At 68.1% G+C, this 14044-nt stretch carries 14 protein-coding genes; 5 read left to right on the top strand and 9 right to left on the bottom strand.

Annotated features, from left to right (window positions below; genetic code table 11):
* Positions 1–276: 276 nt before the first annotated feature.
* Positions 277–501, bottom strand: coding sequence for a hypothetical protein (locus DDZ17_RS14215; protein ID WP_116367615.1), 225 nt, complete (start codon positions 499–501; stop codon positions 277–279).
* Positions 502–629: 128 nt separating this feature from the next.
* On the opposite strand from DDZ17_RS14215, the gene DDZ17_RS14210 reads away from it, so the two are divergent.
* The 5 genes from DDZ17_RS14210 (at position 630) to trhA (ending at position 6275) form a co-directional block, all read left to right on the top strand.
* A complete protein-coding gene (locus DDZ17_RS14210; RefSeq protein ID WP_116367752.1) occupies positions 630–1793 on the top strand; it encodes a 1-acyl-sn-glycerol-3-phosphate acyltransferase in 1164 nt (387 codons plus the stop codon).
* Entirely contained in the window at positions 1787–3907 is a 2121-nt protein-coding gene (gene dinG, locus DDZ17_RS14205) for an ATP-dependent DNA helicase DinG (RefSeq protein WP_116367614.1), read from the top strand. The genes DDZ17_RS14210 and dinG overlap by 7 nt, the downstream gene beginning before the upstream one ends.
* Before the next feature lie 141 nt (positions 3908–4048).
* The gene (locus tag DDZ17_RS14200) at positions 4049–4384 is read left to right on the top strand and encodes a YqcC family protein (RefSeq protein ID WP_116367751.1); all 336 of its coding nucleotides are present in this window, start codon (positions 4049–4051) and stop codon (positions 4382–4384) included.
* Positions 4374–5630, top strand: a complete 1257-nt coding sequence (locus DDZ17_RS14195; RefSeq protein WP_116367613.1) for an NAD(P)/FAD-dependent oxidoreductase — start codon at positions 4374–4376, stop codon at positions 5628–5630. The genes DDZ17_RS14200 and DDZ17_RS14195 overlap by 11 nt, the downstream gene beginning before the upstream one ends.
* A gap of 15 nt (positions 5631–5645) precedes the next feature.
* The gene (gene trhA, locus DDZ17_RS14190; RefSeq protein ID WP_116367612.1) at positions 5646–6275 is read left to right on the top strand and encodes a PAQR family membrane homeostasis protein TrhA; all 630 of its coding nucleotides are present in this window, start codon (positions 5646–5648) and stop codon (positions 6273–6275) included.
* A gap of 43 nt (positions 6276–6318) precedes the next feature.
* Here the strand turns inward: trhA and DDZ17_RS14185 are convergent, their stop codons facing one another.
* The 8 genes from DDZ17_RS14185 to DDZ17_RS14150 all read right to left on the bottom strand — a co-directional run bounded on the left by DDZ17_RS14185 (position 6319) and on the right by DDZ17_RS14150 (position 13988).
* On the bottom strand, positions 6319–6759 hold the full coding sequence (locus tag DDZ17_RS14185) for an excinuclease ABC subunit A (RefSeq protein WP_116367611.1): 441 nt from the start codon (positions 6757–6759) through the stop codon (positions 6319–6321).
* A gap of 71 nt (positions 6760–6830) precedes the next feature.
* Positions 6831–8054, bottom strand: coding sequence for a beta-ketoacyl-ACP synthase (locus DDZ17_RS14180; RefSeq protein ID WP_116367610.1), 1224 nt, complete (start codon positions 8052–8054; stop codon positions 6831–6833).
* Positions 8055–8122: 68 nt separating this feature from the next.
* On the bottom strand, positions 8123–8866 hold the full coding sequence (locus DDZ17_RS14175; protein WP_116367609.1) for a 3-ketoacyl-ACP reductase FabG2: 744 nt from the start codon (positions 8864–8866) through the stop codon (positions 8123–8125).
* Positions 8863–9327: a hotdog family protein gene (locus DDZ17_RS14170; protein ID WP_116367608.1), complete on the bottom strand. Its 465-nt coding sequence runs from the start codon at positions 9325–9327 to the stop codon at positions 8863–8865. Before DDZ17_RS14170 ends, DDZ17_RS14175 begins: the two co-directional genes overlap by 4 nt.
* Entirely contained in the window at positions 9320–10498 is a 1179-nt protein-coding gene (locus tag DDZ17_RS14165; protein WP_116367607.1) for a beta-ketoacyl-ACP synthase, read from the bottom strand. Before DDZ17_RS14165 ends, DDZ17_RS14170 begins: the two co-directional genes overlap by 8 nt.
* Positions 10485–11012, bottom strand: a complete 528-nt coding sequence (locus DDZ17_RS14160; RefSeq protein ID WP_157976650.1) for a hypothetical protein — start codon at positions 11010–11012, stop codon at positions 10485–10487. Before DDZ17_RS14160 ends, DDZ17_RS14165 begins: the two co-directional genes overlap by 14 nt.
* A complete protein-coding gene (locus DDZ17_RS14155) occupies positions 11009–13366 on the bottom strand; it encodes an MMPL family transporter (protein ID WP_157976649.1) in 2358 nt (785 codons plus the stop codon). Before DDZ17_RS14155 ends, DDZ17_RS14160 begins: the two co-directional genes overlap by 4 nt.
* Entirely contained in the window at positions 13356–13988 is a 633-nt protein-coding gene (locus DDZ17_RS14150) for an outer membrane lipoprotein carrier protein LolA (protein WP_157976648.1), read from the bottom strand. Before DDZ17_RS14150 ends, DDZ17_RS14155 begins: the two co-directional genes overlap by 11 nt.
* Positions 13989–14044 lie beyond the last annotated feature (56 nt).

The raw sequence follows: 14044 nt of genomic DNA, 5'->3' as shown, positions 1-14044 counted from the left end.
CAGGCCGGCGTACCGGGCAGGCGCAGGCGCGCCCGATAGGTCACTGGGGCATTCTAGGCCAAGTTGGCGCGGGGTAACGTTACGGATTTGTAACTTTTGCTACAAGTGCGCGGCGATTCTGGGGAGATAGGTAACAGGGGCTGGATGTTTGAACCGCGCTGCCCGCGGGCCCGGCCCGGTTCGGCTTGGCCCGGCACAGTCACACGGCCAGGCCACAGGCACTGTGCGCGCTGAGCGCCGGCGGCTGGGCAGCGCAGGCCGCCCTGGGCGCTGGGGTCAGGCCGCCAGGCCGATCAGAATCCAGCCCACCAGGGCCACCAGCAGGGCCTGGCCGGCCTTGTCCAGGCGGAACAGGCCGTAGAGGTAGGCAAAGGGCGGCAGCAGCACGGCGCACAGGCCCCAGGCGTAGTCTTCCTTCCAGGCGACAATCAGCAGCAGTACCCAGCTGATCAGCAGGGAAGCTACCCCGAAGGTCATCATTGCGGCTGAACTGGCATCCATGGTTGTTCCTTTATCGTGTTGTTGGCGCCGGGAAGATTAGCAGAACGCGCGGGCGCAGGTCACCTGTGCTGATGACGCGCCCACTGAATTTGGGTATGGTGCGCGCTTTGCCCCGCGAGAAACCCCGCTTGAACGACCCCTTCGCCGACATTCGCCCCTACCGCGACGCGGAAGTGCCCGCGGTGCTGGCCCGGCTCACCCGCGATCCCGAACTGCTCGACGCCCTGGCCAGCCTGCGCCTGGGCTGGCTGGCGAAGCTGGCACCGGCCCTGTGCCGGCCGCTGGTGCGCCGCTACCTGGGGCGCGAGCTGGACGGGGTGGGCGATGTGCACGGCATGCAGATGGTCATCAAGGGCTACATGGACAGGATGATTGCCGACACTACGGGTGGCTTTTCCGTGTCGGGCCTGGACCAGCTCGACCCCACCCGGCCCTACCTGTTCATGAGCAATCACCGCGACATCGCCATGGACCCGGCCTTCACCAATTACGCCCTGCACCAGGGCGGCCACCAGACCATCCGCATCGCCATCGGCGACAACCTGCTGACCAAGCCCTGGGTGTCGGACCTGATGCGCCTGAACAAGAGCTTTATCGTCAAGCGCTCCGTCAGCGGCCCACGGGAGCTGCTGGCGGCATCGAAGAACCTGTCCGCCTACATTCGCCACAGCCTGCTGGAGGAGCGCGCGCCGGTGTGGATTGCCCAGCGCGAGGGGCGCGCCAAGAGCGGCATCGACCGCACCGAGCCGGCGGTCATCAAAATGCTGGCCATGAGCCGCGACAAGCAGCAGTGCAGCTTTGCCGAGCACATCCGCGAGCTGGCCATTGTACCGGTGGCCATCTCCTACGAACTGGACCCCTGCGACGCCCTGAAGGCCAACGAGCTGCACCAGCTCGCCAGCACCGGCGCCTATAAAAAGGCGGCCCAGGAAGACGTGGCCTCCATTGGCCGTGGCATTGCCGGGCAGAAGGGGCGGGTTCATGTGTCCTTCGGCCGCCCCCTGAGTGGCGACTACGAAGATGCCGATGCCGTAGCCGCCGCGGTGGATGACCAGATCGTGGCGGAGTACTGCCTGCACCCCAGTAACATCCACGCCTACCGCATGCTGCACGGCGAGGACGCCCCGCTGCCGGATAATCTCTACCGGGAAGAGGGCGACTGCAGCGCCAGTGCCTTTCGCGCCCGCATCGAGGCCATGCCGGAAGCCCATCGCCCCTACGCCCTTGGCATCTACGCCAACGCCGTGGTGAGCAAGCTGGCGCGCCTCGGGGAAACGCCCGCGCCTTGCTGACCGACGCCCTCAAGGACCGCATCCGCCAGGCCTATGCCTCGGTGATCGAAAAGAAGTCCCTGAAACCGCGCTGGGGCCAGCGCCAGATGATCGCCGAAATTGCCAACACCCTGGGCCGCATCCCCGGCCCCGGCGAGCCCCCCGCGGGCGAGCCGGCGGTGTGCGTGATCGAGGCCGGCACCGGCACCGGTAAAACCATCGCCTATTCCGTCGCCGCCATTCCCATGGCCCAGGCCCTGGGCAAGCGCCTGGTGGTGGCCACCGCCACCGTGGCCCTGCAGGAACAGTTCGTGGGCAAAGACCTGCCCGACATCGGCCGCCACAGCGAGCTGGAATTCAGCTACGCCCTGGCCAAGGGGCGGCGGCGCTATGTGTGCCTGTCCAAGCTGGATCGCCTGCTGGCCCAGGGCCAGGGGGAGAACGGCGTGCTGCCGCTGTACCCGGACGAGTTTGAGGTACCACTGGAGGCCGAGGCCCTGCCGGTGTACACCGCCATGATCGACGCTCTGGGGCGCGGCGAGTGGGACGGCGACCGCGACAACTGGCCGGGAGCCATTCCCGAGCCCATCTGGTTTGGCGCCACCACCGACCACAGCCAGTGCTCGGGCCGGCGCTGCCCCAATATCAGCCAGTGCAGCTTCTACCGCGCCCGGGAAGAGCTGACCCACGCCGATGTGATTGTCGCCAACCACGACCTGGTGCTGGCGGACCTGGCCCTGGGGGGCGGGGCCATCCTGCCGGAGCCGGAGGACTGCATCTATATCTTCGACGAGGGCCACCACCTGCCGGACAAGGCCCTGTCGCACTTCGCCAGTTTCTGTCGCCTGCACACCACCCTGGCCTGGCTGGGGGAGAGCGGCAAGAGCGTGGCCCAGGGGGCGGCGGTGCTCGGCGCCCTGTCCGGCCTGCAGCATCACCTGGGTAAATTGCCGGAGCAGATCGAGGCCGCCACCGAATCCCTCAAGGTGGCCGAGCAGGTGGTGGCGACCCTGTTTGACGCCGTGGAGCCGGGGCGCGATGAAACCCGGCTGCGTTTTCCCCACGGCCGGGTGCCCGAATCCTTGCAGCCCATTGCCGCCACCCTGGCGGCCCAGTTCGACGCCCTGGGCGGCAGCCTGTCGCGTATCGAATCGGCCCTGGAAGACGCGCTGGAGGACGAGTTCAGCGAGGTGGCCAAGGACGAGCTGGAAACCTGGCACCTGAACATGGGCGGCATGCTGAGCCGGGCCGAGGCCACCGCCGCCCTGTGGCAGGCCTACGCCGTCAGCGGCGAAAACGAGCAGCCGCCCATGGCGCGCTGGATCACCCTGCTGGAGAACAACGGCCTGCACGGCTTTGAGCTGCGCGCCAGCCCCATCCTTGCCGGCGAGTTGCTGGAGGAATACCTGTGGCCGCGGGCGGCGGGGGTGGTGATCACCTCGGCCACCATCACCGCGCTCAACTCCTTCGAGCGCTTTATCCTGCATTCCGGCGTGTCCCGCGAGGCCCGCTTCAAGATGGTGGCCAGCCCCTTCGATTACAGCCGCGCGGTGTTTTGCGTGCCGGCCATGAACTGCGAGCCGAACGACGTCGAGGCGCACACCGCGGCGCTGGTGGCCGGCCTGCCCGAGTGGCTGGTGCCCGAGGAGGCCAGCCTGGTGCTGTTTTCCTCCCGCCGCCAGATGCTGGATGTGTACCAGGGTATCGACGCCACCTGGCGCGAGCGCATCCTGATGCAGGGTGACGCCAGCAGGCAGGAAATGCTGCGCCAGCACCGCGAGCGTGTGGATGCCGGCCGGGGCAGTGTGATCTTTGGCCTGGCCAGCTTCGCCGAGGGCGTGGATCTGCCCGGCAAGTACTGCGACCACGTGGTGATCGCCAAGATCCCCTTTGCCGTGCCCGACAGCCCCATCGAGGCGGGACTGGCCGAGTGGATCGAGGCCCGCGGCGGCAACGCCTTTATGGAAATCAGCGTGCCCGACGCCGCCCTGAAACTGGTGCAGGCCAGCGGCCGCCTGCTGCGCACCGAAGAAGACAGCGGCCGGGTCACCCTGGCCGACCGGCGCCTGCTCACCAAGCGCTACGGGCGCGCCATCCTCGATTCCCTGCCTCCCTTCCAGCGCGAACTGCACTAGGCGCGCGCCTGCCTTGGTCGCGCCCCTGATCGGCACCTTCGCCGTGCTTGCGGCGCCCCCGGCCAGCGAGCGCTGAATGTTGCTACAATGCGCGGCTATTGTGAGTGCAGCCTGCACGACAACGGGTTTGGGGGTTTTACTATGCGCACGGAGGTTGCCGAGGCGCTGATCGACATTGAGGCCGAGCTGCGCCGGCTTGGCCTGTGGGACCGGATTCCCCCGTCCAGCGAGGCCCTGGCCAGCACCGAGCCCTTCTGCCTGGATACCCTCAGCCTGCCCCAGTGGCTGCAGTTTGTGTTTTTGCCCACCCTCTACCGCATGCTTGAGCAAGAGCAGTCCCTGCCCCGGCGCTGCGCCATTACCCCCATGGCCCAGGAGCATTTTCACGGTTCCGGGCACGGGGTGGATGCCCTGCTGGCGGCGCTGCAGCGGGTGGATGATTTGCTGACCGAAGGAGACGAAGGCCTTGCCCGCTGAGTACAACACGGATGTGATTATCATAGGCGCCGGGCCCTCGGGCGCGGTGGCCGGCGCCCTGCTGGCGCGGCAGGGCCACCGGGTGTGCATACTTGAGCGCGAACAGTTCCCGCGCTTTTCCATTGGCGAGAGCCTGCTGCCCCAGTGCATGGAATACCTCGAGCAGGCTGGCATGCTTGAGGCGGTGCAGGCGGCGGGTTTCCAGCGCAAGAACGGCGCCCGCTTCCAGTGGCAGGGCCGCTACAGCGGCTTTGATTTTTCCGAGCAGTTCACCGCCGGCTACGGGGAGACCTTTGAAGTGCAGCGCGCGCGCTTCGACCACATCCTGGCGCAGGAGGCCGAGCGCCAGGGGGTGGAGGTTCGCTACCGCCACGAGATTCGCGCGGTGGATTTAAGCGGCGAGCGCGCCCGGGTGCAGTGCTGCAACGCGGCCGGGGAAGACCTCACCTTCAGCGGGCGCTTCCTGCTGGATGCCAGCGGCTTCGGGCGGGTTCTGCCGCGGCTGCTGGCGCTGGAAACCCCCTCCGGCTTCCCGGTGCGCAGTTCGCTGTTCACCCACATTGAAGACGGCATCAGCGACAGCCATTTCGATCGCAACAAAATACTCATCACCGTGCATCCCCGGCACCGGGATGTGTGGTACTGGCTGATTCCCTTCAGCGACGGGCGCTCGTCCATCGGGGTGGTGGCCGAGCCCGACTTCCTGGCGGGGCTGGCGGCGGCCGACCACACCGAGGCCCTGACCCGCGTGGTTCACCAGGACCCGGAGCTGTCGCGCCTGCTGGCACAGGCCAGCTGGGATACGCCGGCGCGCTGCATTACCGGCTACTCGGCCAACGTCAGCACCCTGCACGGCGACAAGTTTGCGCTGCTGGGCAACGCCGGCGAGTTCTTGGACCCGGTGTTCTCGTCCGGCGTGACCATTGCCCTGCGCTCGGCTAGCATGGCCGCGGCGGTGCTCGACCGCCAGCTGCGCGGCGAGGCCGTGGACTGGGAGCGCGAGTTCGCCCAACCCCTGTCGCGCGGGGTGGCCACCTTTCGCACCTTTGTGGAGGCCTGGTACGCCGGGCGCTTCCAGGATGTGGTGTTCTTTGAAGGGGGCAGCGACGAAATCCGGCGCATGATCTGCTCCATTCTCGCGGGCTACGCCTGGGATCGGGACAACCCCTTCGTGGAGCGGCCCGCCAAGCGGCTGCAGTCGCTGTGGCGCTTCATCCAGCGCCAGCCAGCGGCGCCGGTGCCATAGTCAGGGGCGGGCGCTGTGTATTACGGTGAGCGACTGAACAGCATCAGCCACCTGGTGGGGGCGGTGTTTGCCCTGATTGCGCTGGGCGCCCTGCTGGCCCAGGCGCTGCACAGTGGTGACCCCCGCATCATTGCCGGCTTTACGGTTTTTGGCCTCACCCTGGTGCTGCTGTACACCATGTCCACCCTTTACCACAGTTTCCAGGGCGCGCGCCTCAAGCGCGTGTTCCGTGTGCTGGACCACATTTCCATCTACCTGCTGATTGCCGGCACCTACACCCCCTTCATGCTGGTGAGCATGCGCGGTGGCAGCGGCCAGCTGATTCTGGCGCTGGTGTGGGGGCTGGCGCTGCTGGGCATTGCCTCGGAGCTGCTGTTTAGCGGGCGCACCATCAAGGCCATCCAACTGGTGATTTACCTGGGCATGGGCTGGCTGTGCGCCATCGACCTCAGCGGTGTGCGGGCGATTCTGCCGGCGGCGGGCTTTGCCTGGCTGGTTGCCGGGGGCATCGCCTACACCGTGGGTATCGTGTTCTACCTGCTGGACAAGGCGCGCTGGCTCAACCACGCCCACGGCATCTGGCACCTGTTCGTACTGGCCGGCTCACTGTGTCACTTTGTGGCGGTGATCGGCTACCTGAGGTAGCCGGGCCTGAAGTGAGTCGGCCCGGCCTGAATCAGCTCGGGCGTCAGGGCGCCTGCAGGGTGACCACATCACCAAGGAAGGTCACCCCGGCCATGAGCGCGCCGTTGCCACACTCGAACTCGGTGTCGCTGGTGAAGTCGTTCTTCTTGTAGTAGCTGCGCAGGTTAATCACCGCGTTGCCGCCTTCCTTGGCGATGCGATCCTGGTAGGACAGCATGGCCGACAGGAAGGCCCATTGGCAGGCTTCTTTGTCGGACTTGGCAAAGGCGTTGGTTTTTTTGTTGGACATGTACTCGCCGTGGTTGGTGACCACCGGCGCATGTGACTGCCCGCCAAAGCGGAAGGTGTAGCCCCGATTGAGTTTTTCCTGGGCCGCGGCGGTGTTCATCGCCTCCTCGATGGAGTAGCGGTTGCGGTCGTCGCGGGCGAGGGCGCTGCCGGATGCCAGCACCAGTGCAAGGCCGATTCCTGTCCATGTACGCATTGTGTTGCTCCTGTTGTTGTTGCCTTGTTGGTATGGATTGTGGGTTTGGATTGAAGGTTTGGATTGAAGGTCTAGATGTTGCGAAAAATCAGCGAAGTGTTAATGCCGCCAAAGGCAAAATTGTTGGACATCACAATCTCGCTGTCCAGTTGCCTTCCCTCACCGGTAATGTAGTCCAACTCGCCGCATTGCGGGTCGATGTTGTCCAGGTTCAGGGTGGGGTGGAACCAGCCCTCGCGCATCATGTGAATGCTGGCCATGGCCTCGGTGGCGCCGCAGGCGCCCAGGGTGTGGCCGGTGTAGCTCTTCAGCGCACTGAAGGCGGTGTTGCTGCCCAGCACCTGTGCGGTGGCCCGGGATTCGGCAATGTCGCCGCGGTCGGTGGCGGTGCCGTGGGCGCTCACATAGCCGATGTCCGAGGCGCCAAGGCCGGCATTGGCCAGTGACATCGCCAGCACCCGGCAGATGGAGTCCTGGTCCGGCTGGGTGACATGGTTGCCGTCGGAGTTGGTGGCAAAGCCGATGACCTCGGCGTAGATGGTGGCGCCGCGGGCGCGGGCGTGCTCGTATTCTTCCAGCAGCAGGGTGGCGGCCCCCTCGCCAATCACCAGGCCGTCGCGGTCGCTGTCGAAGGGGCGCGGGGTGCGCTCGGGCTCGTCGTTGCGGGTGGAGGTGGCGAACAGGGTGTCGAACACCGCGGCCTCGGTGGGGCAAAGTTCCTCGGCTCCGCCGCACACCATGGCCACCTGGCTGCCGTTGCGAATGGCCTCGTAGCCGTAGCCAATGCCCTGGCTGGACGAGGTGCAGGCGCTGGAGGTGGTGTACATGCGCCCTTTCAGGCCGAAGAACACGCCGATATTCACCGGCGCAGTGTGGCTCATCATGCGGATGTAGCTGGTGGCGTTGAGGCCGGCGGTACGCTTGTTGATTAGCATGTTGCCAAAGTCCGCCACGGCGGAGGTGCTGCCCGCCGACGAGCCATAGGCCACACCCACCTCGCCGCTGCCGAGCCAGGGGTCGTTCAGCAGGCCGGCGTCCTGTAGGGCGAGCTCGGTGGCGCGCACCGACAGCAGCGCCACGCGCCCCATGGCGCGGGTGGCCTTGCGTGAATAGTGGGCCGGCTTCTCGAAATCGGTGACTGGCCCGGCCAGGCGGGTGAACAGGCCCTCGTACTCAGCCCATTCCGGCATAGTGCGGATGGCGCTCTGGCGCGACTTGAGCCGCTCCCTGATGGTGGGCCAATCGCTGCCCAGTGCAGACACACAGCCCATGCCGGTGACGACCACTCGCTTCATGGTGTTCTCTTTCTGTTCGGTTGCATCCGGTATCCTTTCCGTTACCACTGGTGTGAGCTGGCGCGCATTCAGCACAGCCCGCCGTTCACTGAAATCACCTGCCGGGTGATGTAGCCGGCGCCGTCGCTCAGCAAAAAGCGCACCAGCGCCGCCACCTCGGCGGGCTGCCCCAGGCGGCGCATGGGGATGTGTTCCATGGCCGCTTCCAGGGGCAGGTCGGCCAGCATGTCGGTGTCGATCAGCCCCGGCGCCACGCAGTTCACGGTGATTTTGCGTTTGGCCAGTTCCAGCGCCAGCGCCTTGGTGGCGCCAATCACGCCGGCCTTGGCCGCCGAGTAATTGACCTGGCCGCGGTTGCCCACCAGCCCCGACACCGAGGCCATGGTCACAATGCGCCCCGGCTTGCGGCGGCGCACCATCGGCATCACCAGGGGGTTCAGCACGTTGTAAAAGCCGTCGAGATTGCTGTGGATCACGCTGTCCCAGTCCTCGCCGCTGAGGGCCGGAAAGGCGTTGTCGCGCGCCATGCCGGCATTGCACACCACGCCGTAGTAGGCCCCATGGGCCTCGATATCGCCGGTGATGGCGTGCGCGGCGGCGGCCCGGTCGCCAATGTCGAACTGCAGAATGCGGGCCCCAACGCCCTGCTCGCGCACCGCGCTGGCGGTGCTTTCGGCGGCTTGGCGGTTGTCGCGGCAGTGCAGCACCAGGTGGTAGCCCGCCGCCGCCAGCTCCAGGGCAATGGCCTGGCCCAGGCCGCGGCTGGAGCCGGTGACCAGCACGGTGTGGGGCGCTTCGGCGCGGGTGCTCACTGGCCATCCTCCGCCAGATAGCGGGCGGGGTCCGCCGGCTCGTACACCGACAGGCGCGCGCTCTGCACAATGTTATGGCCTTCCACCCGGCATTCGAAGGACGCCATGCCACTGGCCGACTGCACCAGCTGCTGCGCCGAAACTTGCAGGGGCTGGCCGCAGGGCAGGCGGGTGACGTTGCTGCGAAAGTGGCGGCTGCCCAGCAGAAAGCCGAGGCGGGGCGAGCGCCCCTCGCGGTGGGCCCGCAGGCCGGAATAGGCGGCCACCGCCTGCGCCATGTACTCCAGGCCCAGGTAGGCCGGCACGGTGCCGTCGCCATCGTCGAACAGGCCGTCGTCGCGGGGGCTGGCCTCGCAGGTGATGCCCTCGTCGCCCCCGGCCAGCAGGCGGTCGAGCAGCACCATTGGCCGCTCGTGGGGCAGCAGGCGGGCGATGTCGGCAATGTCGGGCAGCTCAGTCATCGGCGCTGCCGATAATGAGCGAGGCATTGCTGCCACCAAAGGCGAAGGAATTACTCATGCAGTGTCGCACCGGGCGTTCGGGCCGCTCATTTTGCCCGCTCAGGGCGATCGGTGCCAGCGCGCCATCCCGCCGGGCCAGGTGGGCCGAGGGCGGCAGGCGCACGGTGTCGGGGGCCGCCCGCAGCAGCTGGTAGCACAGGCCCAGTTCCAGGGCCGATGCCGCCCCCAGGCAGTGCCCGGTGTAGGCCTTGGTGGAGCTGCAGGGCAGTGTGTCGGCAAACACCGCGTGTACCGCCCGGGCTTCCATCAGGTCGTTTTGCGCCGTGCCGGTGCCGTGCAGGTTCAGGTAGTCGATGTCAGCCGGCGTCAGGCCCGCGTCGGCCAGGGCCTGGCGCATGGCGGCGATGGCGCCCAGCCCCTGGGGGTGGGGGGCCGAAATATGGTGGGCGTCGGAGGTGCAGGCCCCGCCGCGCAGGGCCACCGGCGCCGGCACGGTGCTGAGAATGAAAACCGCCCCGGCCTCGCCGATGTTGATGCCGTCGCGCTCGCGGGTGAAGGGCGCGCAGTACCCCGAGGACTGGGCCTCCAGGGCGCCAAAGCCCTGCAGGGTGAGCTGGCAGAGGGTGTCCACGCCGCCGGTGACCACCGCGTCGCACAGGCCCAGGCGAAGCAGGCGGCGCGCGCTGAGCAGGGCATTGGCGCTGGACGAACAGGCGGTGGAAAGGGTGTAGCAGGGCCCCTGCAGGCCAAGGTAGTGGGCGACAAACTCGCCCAGCCCGCCAATGCGGCCCTGGCAGGCGTGGAAGCCCGGCTGGTTGCTGCCGCTGCGCTGGGCGGCGACGGCGCTAGTGGTGGCGTCGATGCCGGAGGTGCTGGTGGCCATCACCACGCCGATGCGGCGCGGGCCAAAGCTGCCGAGCAGGGGCTCCAGCGTATCGCGCACCTGTTCCAGCACAGCGCCGGCCAGGCGGTTGTTGCGGCAGTCAAAGCGCCCCAGGTGGGCGGGCAGGGCTGGCAGCTCGCCGCTGATCTGCCCGGCCTGGAAGGGCCCGATGGGGCGAAAGCAGTCGGCAGCCAGCGGCAGCGGCGTATCGGCCCGCAGCAGTTGCTCGCCGAGCTCCGCCGGGGTGCGGGCAATGTTGCAGTGCAGGCCAAGGTCATTCAGATACAAGGGGCGCCACCTCTTCAATGGCTACAGTGAATCGGTTGCCTGCGGCGGCGTCCTCCAGGGTCAGCCGCTTAAACCAGGGGCCGCTGCCCTGCCGGTGTATACGCAGGGGCTCGCCGCCTTGCTGACTATTGTCGGCGTACAGCGCCTGCAGGTAGGCCAGCATCTGCCGGGGGGCGATGGAGCCGTTCAGGCGCGCCAGGTTGATCTCCTGTGGCCGGCCGTTGGTGCACTGCAGGCGGTAGATGGGCACGCCCTGCAGCGACAGCAGCTGCAGCTGGGTGGCGGGCCCCGCGCTGTGCAGGGCAAGAAAGTAGCGCGCCGTGGTGCCCTGGTGCTCGGCGGTGAGCAGGGCGCTCACCGCCGCGTTGGCGGGCAGGGCGCCCTCACACACGCCCTGCCAGGGCGGGCCAGCGCCGGTGCGCAAGGGCGCGCAGGCACCGAGCACGGCGATTGCCAGCACCGTCGTCAGGACAGGCGGCAGCACAGCCGGCAGAACAGTGGCCAGCGCTCTCACCTGGCACCCCCGTGTCTGTGGCCTGTGTCTGAGGCCAGGGGCAGCACCCAGGCCAGGGTGTAGGCCGCGGCCAGGCCAAGGGCAATGGTGATGCCAAAGGCGCTGATGATGGGGGTGGCAGAAAAACCCAGCATGCCAAAGGCCAGGGTGCTGGTGAGCGCCGACAGGGTGATGGCGAGGTTATTGGCGCCCTGCTGGCGGGCCGGGATCAGGCTGCGGAACAGGGCGTAGTCCAGGCTGACGCCGGCGATCAGCAGCAGGGCCAGCAGGTTGACGATGCTGAAGGCCACCTGCAGGTAGCCGAGCAGGCCCAGGGTGATCAGGCTGGCGCCCAGGGGCAGGGCAAGGCTCTTAAGGGCAAAGCGCCAGCCAAGCAGCGCCCACAGCAGGGCGCTGGCCAGGGCCGCACCCAGCAGCAGCAACCGCGCCACCCAGTGCCGGTAATCCGCCAGTTGCCGGTTGATGGCGGCCACCGGGTCGATGAGGGTCGGGGCGGGCGGCTGGGCCTGGGTTTGGGCCTGAGCTTGGGCCTGCGTTTGCGCCGCAACCTGAGCCGCGTCGTAGCGCGCATTCAGCGCTCGCACCTGCGCCTGCAGGTGAGCGCTGTCCACCTGGCCGGTGGGCAGCAGGTAACTGGCGCATTCACCGTTCAGACAGCCCAGAAAGCGGCCGGTGAGGGCCGGCAGTGTCAGCCCCTGCAACTGGTCCAGGGTCAGCGGGCGGTCGATACCGGCAAGCAGGTCCTGCTCCAGGGACTTGCTGGCGGCGGGGGTAAAGCCGAGCTGTTCCAGGTGCCGGCCCAGTTGCCCACTCTGCACCAGGTGGCGATAGCGCGCGGCGTTGCGCTGCTGGGTGCGCTGGGAGGGCACCAGCTGGCTAATGCCGGCCAGCGTAATGCCCGCATCGGCCAGTTGCCGGCGCAGCCACTCCTCCCGCTGCAGCAGGGCCTCGGGGCTGCCTGCGCGCAGCAGCAGATAGCGGCTGCTATTGCCAATGCCTATGTCATTGCCCTGGCCCGCCGCCTGGCTGAGCAGGTCGGCGTCGCGCTGCAATGGGGGCGGGTTGGCGTAAAAACTGCGGATGTCGTCCTTCGGCACCAGCAAGCTGATGCCAGGGGCGCAGGCCAGCAGCGCCAGCGCCAGCAGCGCCCAGCCCCGGCGCAGGCCGGGTTGCAGCTTCGGGCCACCGCCATCATCAGCGCTCCGGGGAAAGCGGCACAATGGGAACAGCAGCGCCACGGTGGCGTAGCTGCCCAGCAGCCCCGCCGCCATGAACACGCCGATCTGGCGGATGCCGGGAAAGGGCAGCAGCACTAGGGTGCCAAAGGCCAGGGCGCTGGACAGGGCGCCCAGCGTAACGCCGCGCAGCACCGCCCGGCCGTCGCCGTGGCGCAGGGCGTGGGCCAGAAAATGCAGGGCGTAGTCGGCGGCAATGCCGATCAGCGCGGCGCCAAACACCAGGGTGATCAGGTGAATCTGGCGGGTGACGATGGTGGTGGCCAGCACCGCGCAGAGCAGGCCGCTGGCAATGCACAGGGCCGTCATGGCCAGGGCGCGGGCGCTGCGCAGATAGCGGTACAGCAGGGCCGCCAGCACCAGCAGCGACACCAGGCCGATGGTGGACACCTCGCGGCTGGCACTGTGGGCCCCGTAGGCGCCGTACAGGGGCGCACCGCTGGCCTGGAAGCTGAGCCCCTCGTCCTCGGCCCGTTGCTGCCACTGCTGGTACAGGGCAAACAGCTGCTGCAGCTGGTTGAGGGCGAGGCTGTCGGCGTCCAGGCGCAGAATGCGCAGCGCCGCGTCGTCGCCGGCCTGGCCCCCCGGCCCGGCCTGGCGCGGCGCCGCCTGCTCAATAAAGCGCCGGAAGGTGCCCGCCGGGTCGCTGTCCAGGCTGCCCAGGGCGCCCATGCCCAGGGGGGTATGCAGGTAGCGGCGGTAGGCGGCAAGGGTGGCCTCGCTGTCCGCGTTTAGGGCCTGCTGGTCGCCGGGGGTCAGCAGGCGCCAGCGGTAGGGGTGCAGGGCCGCCGACAGGGCCCGCCAGCGCTCGGCCTCTTCTGCCGTGCGATCGCGCGGGGCAAAGCCGGCTGCGGCGAGCTCGCGCTCTGCCTGGTCGAGGAAGGCCTCCGGCGGGCGCCGGGGCTCGACCTTGGCGGCGGCGCGCAGCACCAGGGTGGTGTCCAGCTCGCCGGCGCGGCCCGCTTCGGCCCGCTCGCGCCAGGGCGCGGCGGCGGTGGCCGGCAGCAGGCTGCTGAACCCGGTTTGCAGCCAGGGGCCCTGCGGCCAGCGCCAGGCGGCCAGCAGGGCCAGTAGCAGCAGGCCCGCCAGCCACAGGGCGGCGCCGGGTTTAATCTTCACCGGCGTCGATGGCGGTGAGCTGAATGAGGGTGGAGGAGCCATCGGCCTCGTGAATGCGGATGGATTGCAGATATTCGCCGCCGTCCAGGCTCAGGCCGGCAATGGCCTGTTGCAGCCGGCCCCGGGCGCGCAGTTCGAGCTGCCAGGGCGGGCCCGGCTGCAGGCCGGTTACCTCGAAGTGGCGTTGCAGGCCGGACAGGTCGCCGCTGAGGAAACTGAGCATCAGGCGCGAGAGCAACTGGCCGATGCCGTGGTCGTCCACGCTGTTGCCATCGAGCTGGACGCCGCTGGCGTCCACTTCCATCCGTGAGGGGGCGGGCTCCTCAACCTGCCATACCAGCCGGCCGCTGGCCGCCAGCGAGAATTGCCCGCTGGAGCGAAATGGCTGCTGCAGGAAGGGCAGCTGGCGGGTTTGTTCAAAGTGCCCGCGAATGGCCTGGCGCGGGGTGAGCTGGCGCGCCAGCTGCGCGATCTGGTCGGCCGATGGCGCCGGGCTGGCCTGCGCCGCCGCTGCACCGGCGTCCGCGCTGGCCACCTTATGACAGCAGAGGGCGAGCAGCAGGGTGGCGCCGATGCGGGTCATGCGCTTAGCAGTTGCCTTTGCTTTTGCCCGAGCTTTCATGTGTGTTTTCACCTGTGCCATCGTTTTCGCCATCCCCTGGGTTATGACCAGCTGCT

The sequence above is a fragment of the Parahaliea mediterranea genome (assembly GCF_003402235.1).
In the GTDB taxonomy this organism is placed as follows: domain Bacteria; phylum Pseudomonadota; class Gammaproteobacteria; order Pseudomonadales; family Halieaceae; genus Parahaliea; species Parahaliea mediterranea.
This window is presented reverse-complemented; position numbering and strand designations above follow the sequence as displayed.

Bases quoted from the DNA above. Each gene is read 5' to 3' on its own strand.
- DDZ17_RS14215 (WP_116367615.1), bottom strand. From the start codon at position 501: ATGGATGCCAGTTCAGCCGCAATGATGACCTTCGGGGTAGCTTCCCTG.
- DDZ17_RS14200 (WP_116367751.1), top strand. From the start codon at position 4,049: ATGCGCACGGAGGTTGCCGAGGCGCTGATCGACATTGAGGCCGAGCTG.
- DDZ17_RS14185 (WP_116367611.1), bottom strand. From the start codon at position 6,759: ATGCGTACATGGACAGGAATCGGCCTTGCACTGGTGCTGGCATCCGGC.
- DDZ17_RS14180 (WP_116367610.1), bottom strand. From the start codon at position 8,054: ATGAAGCGAGTGGTCGTCACCGGCATGGGCTGTGTGTCTGCACTGGGC.
- DDZ17_RS14170 (WP_116367608.1), bottom strand. From the start codon at position 9,327: ATGACTGAGCTGCCCGACATTGCCGACATCGCCCGCCTGCTGCCCCAC.
- DDZ17_RS14150 (WP_157976648.1), bottom strand. From the start codon at position 13,988: ATGAAAGCTCGGGCAAAAGCAAAGGCAACTGCTAAGCGCATGACCCGC.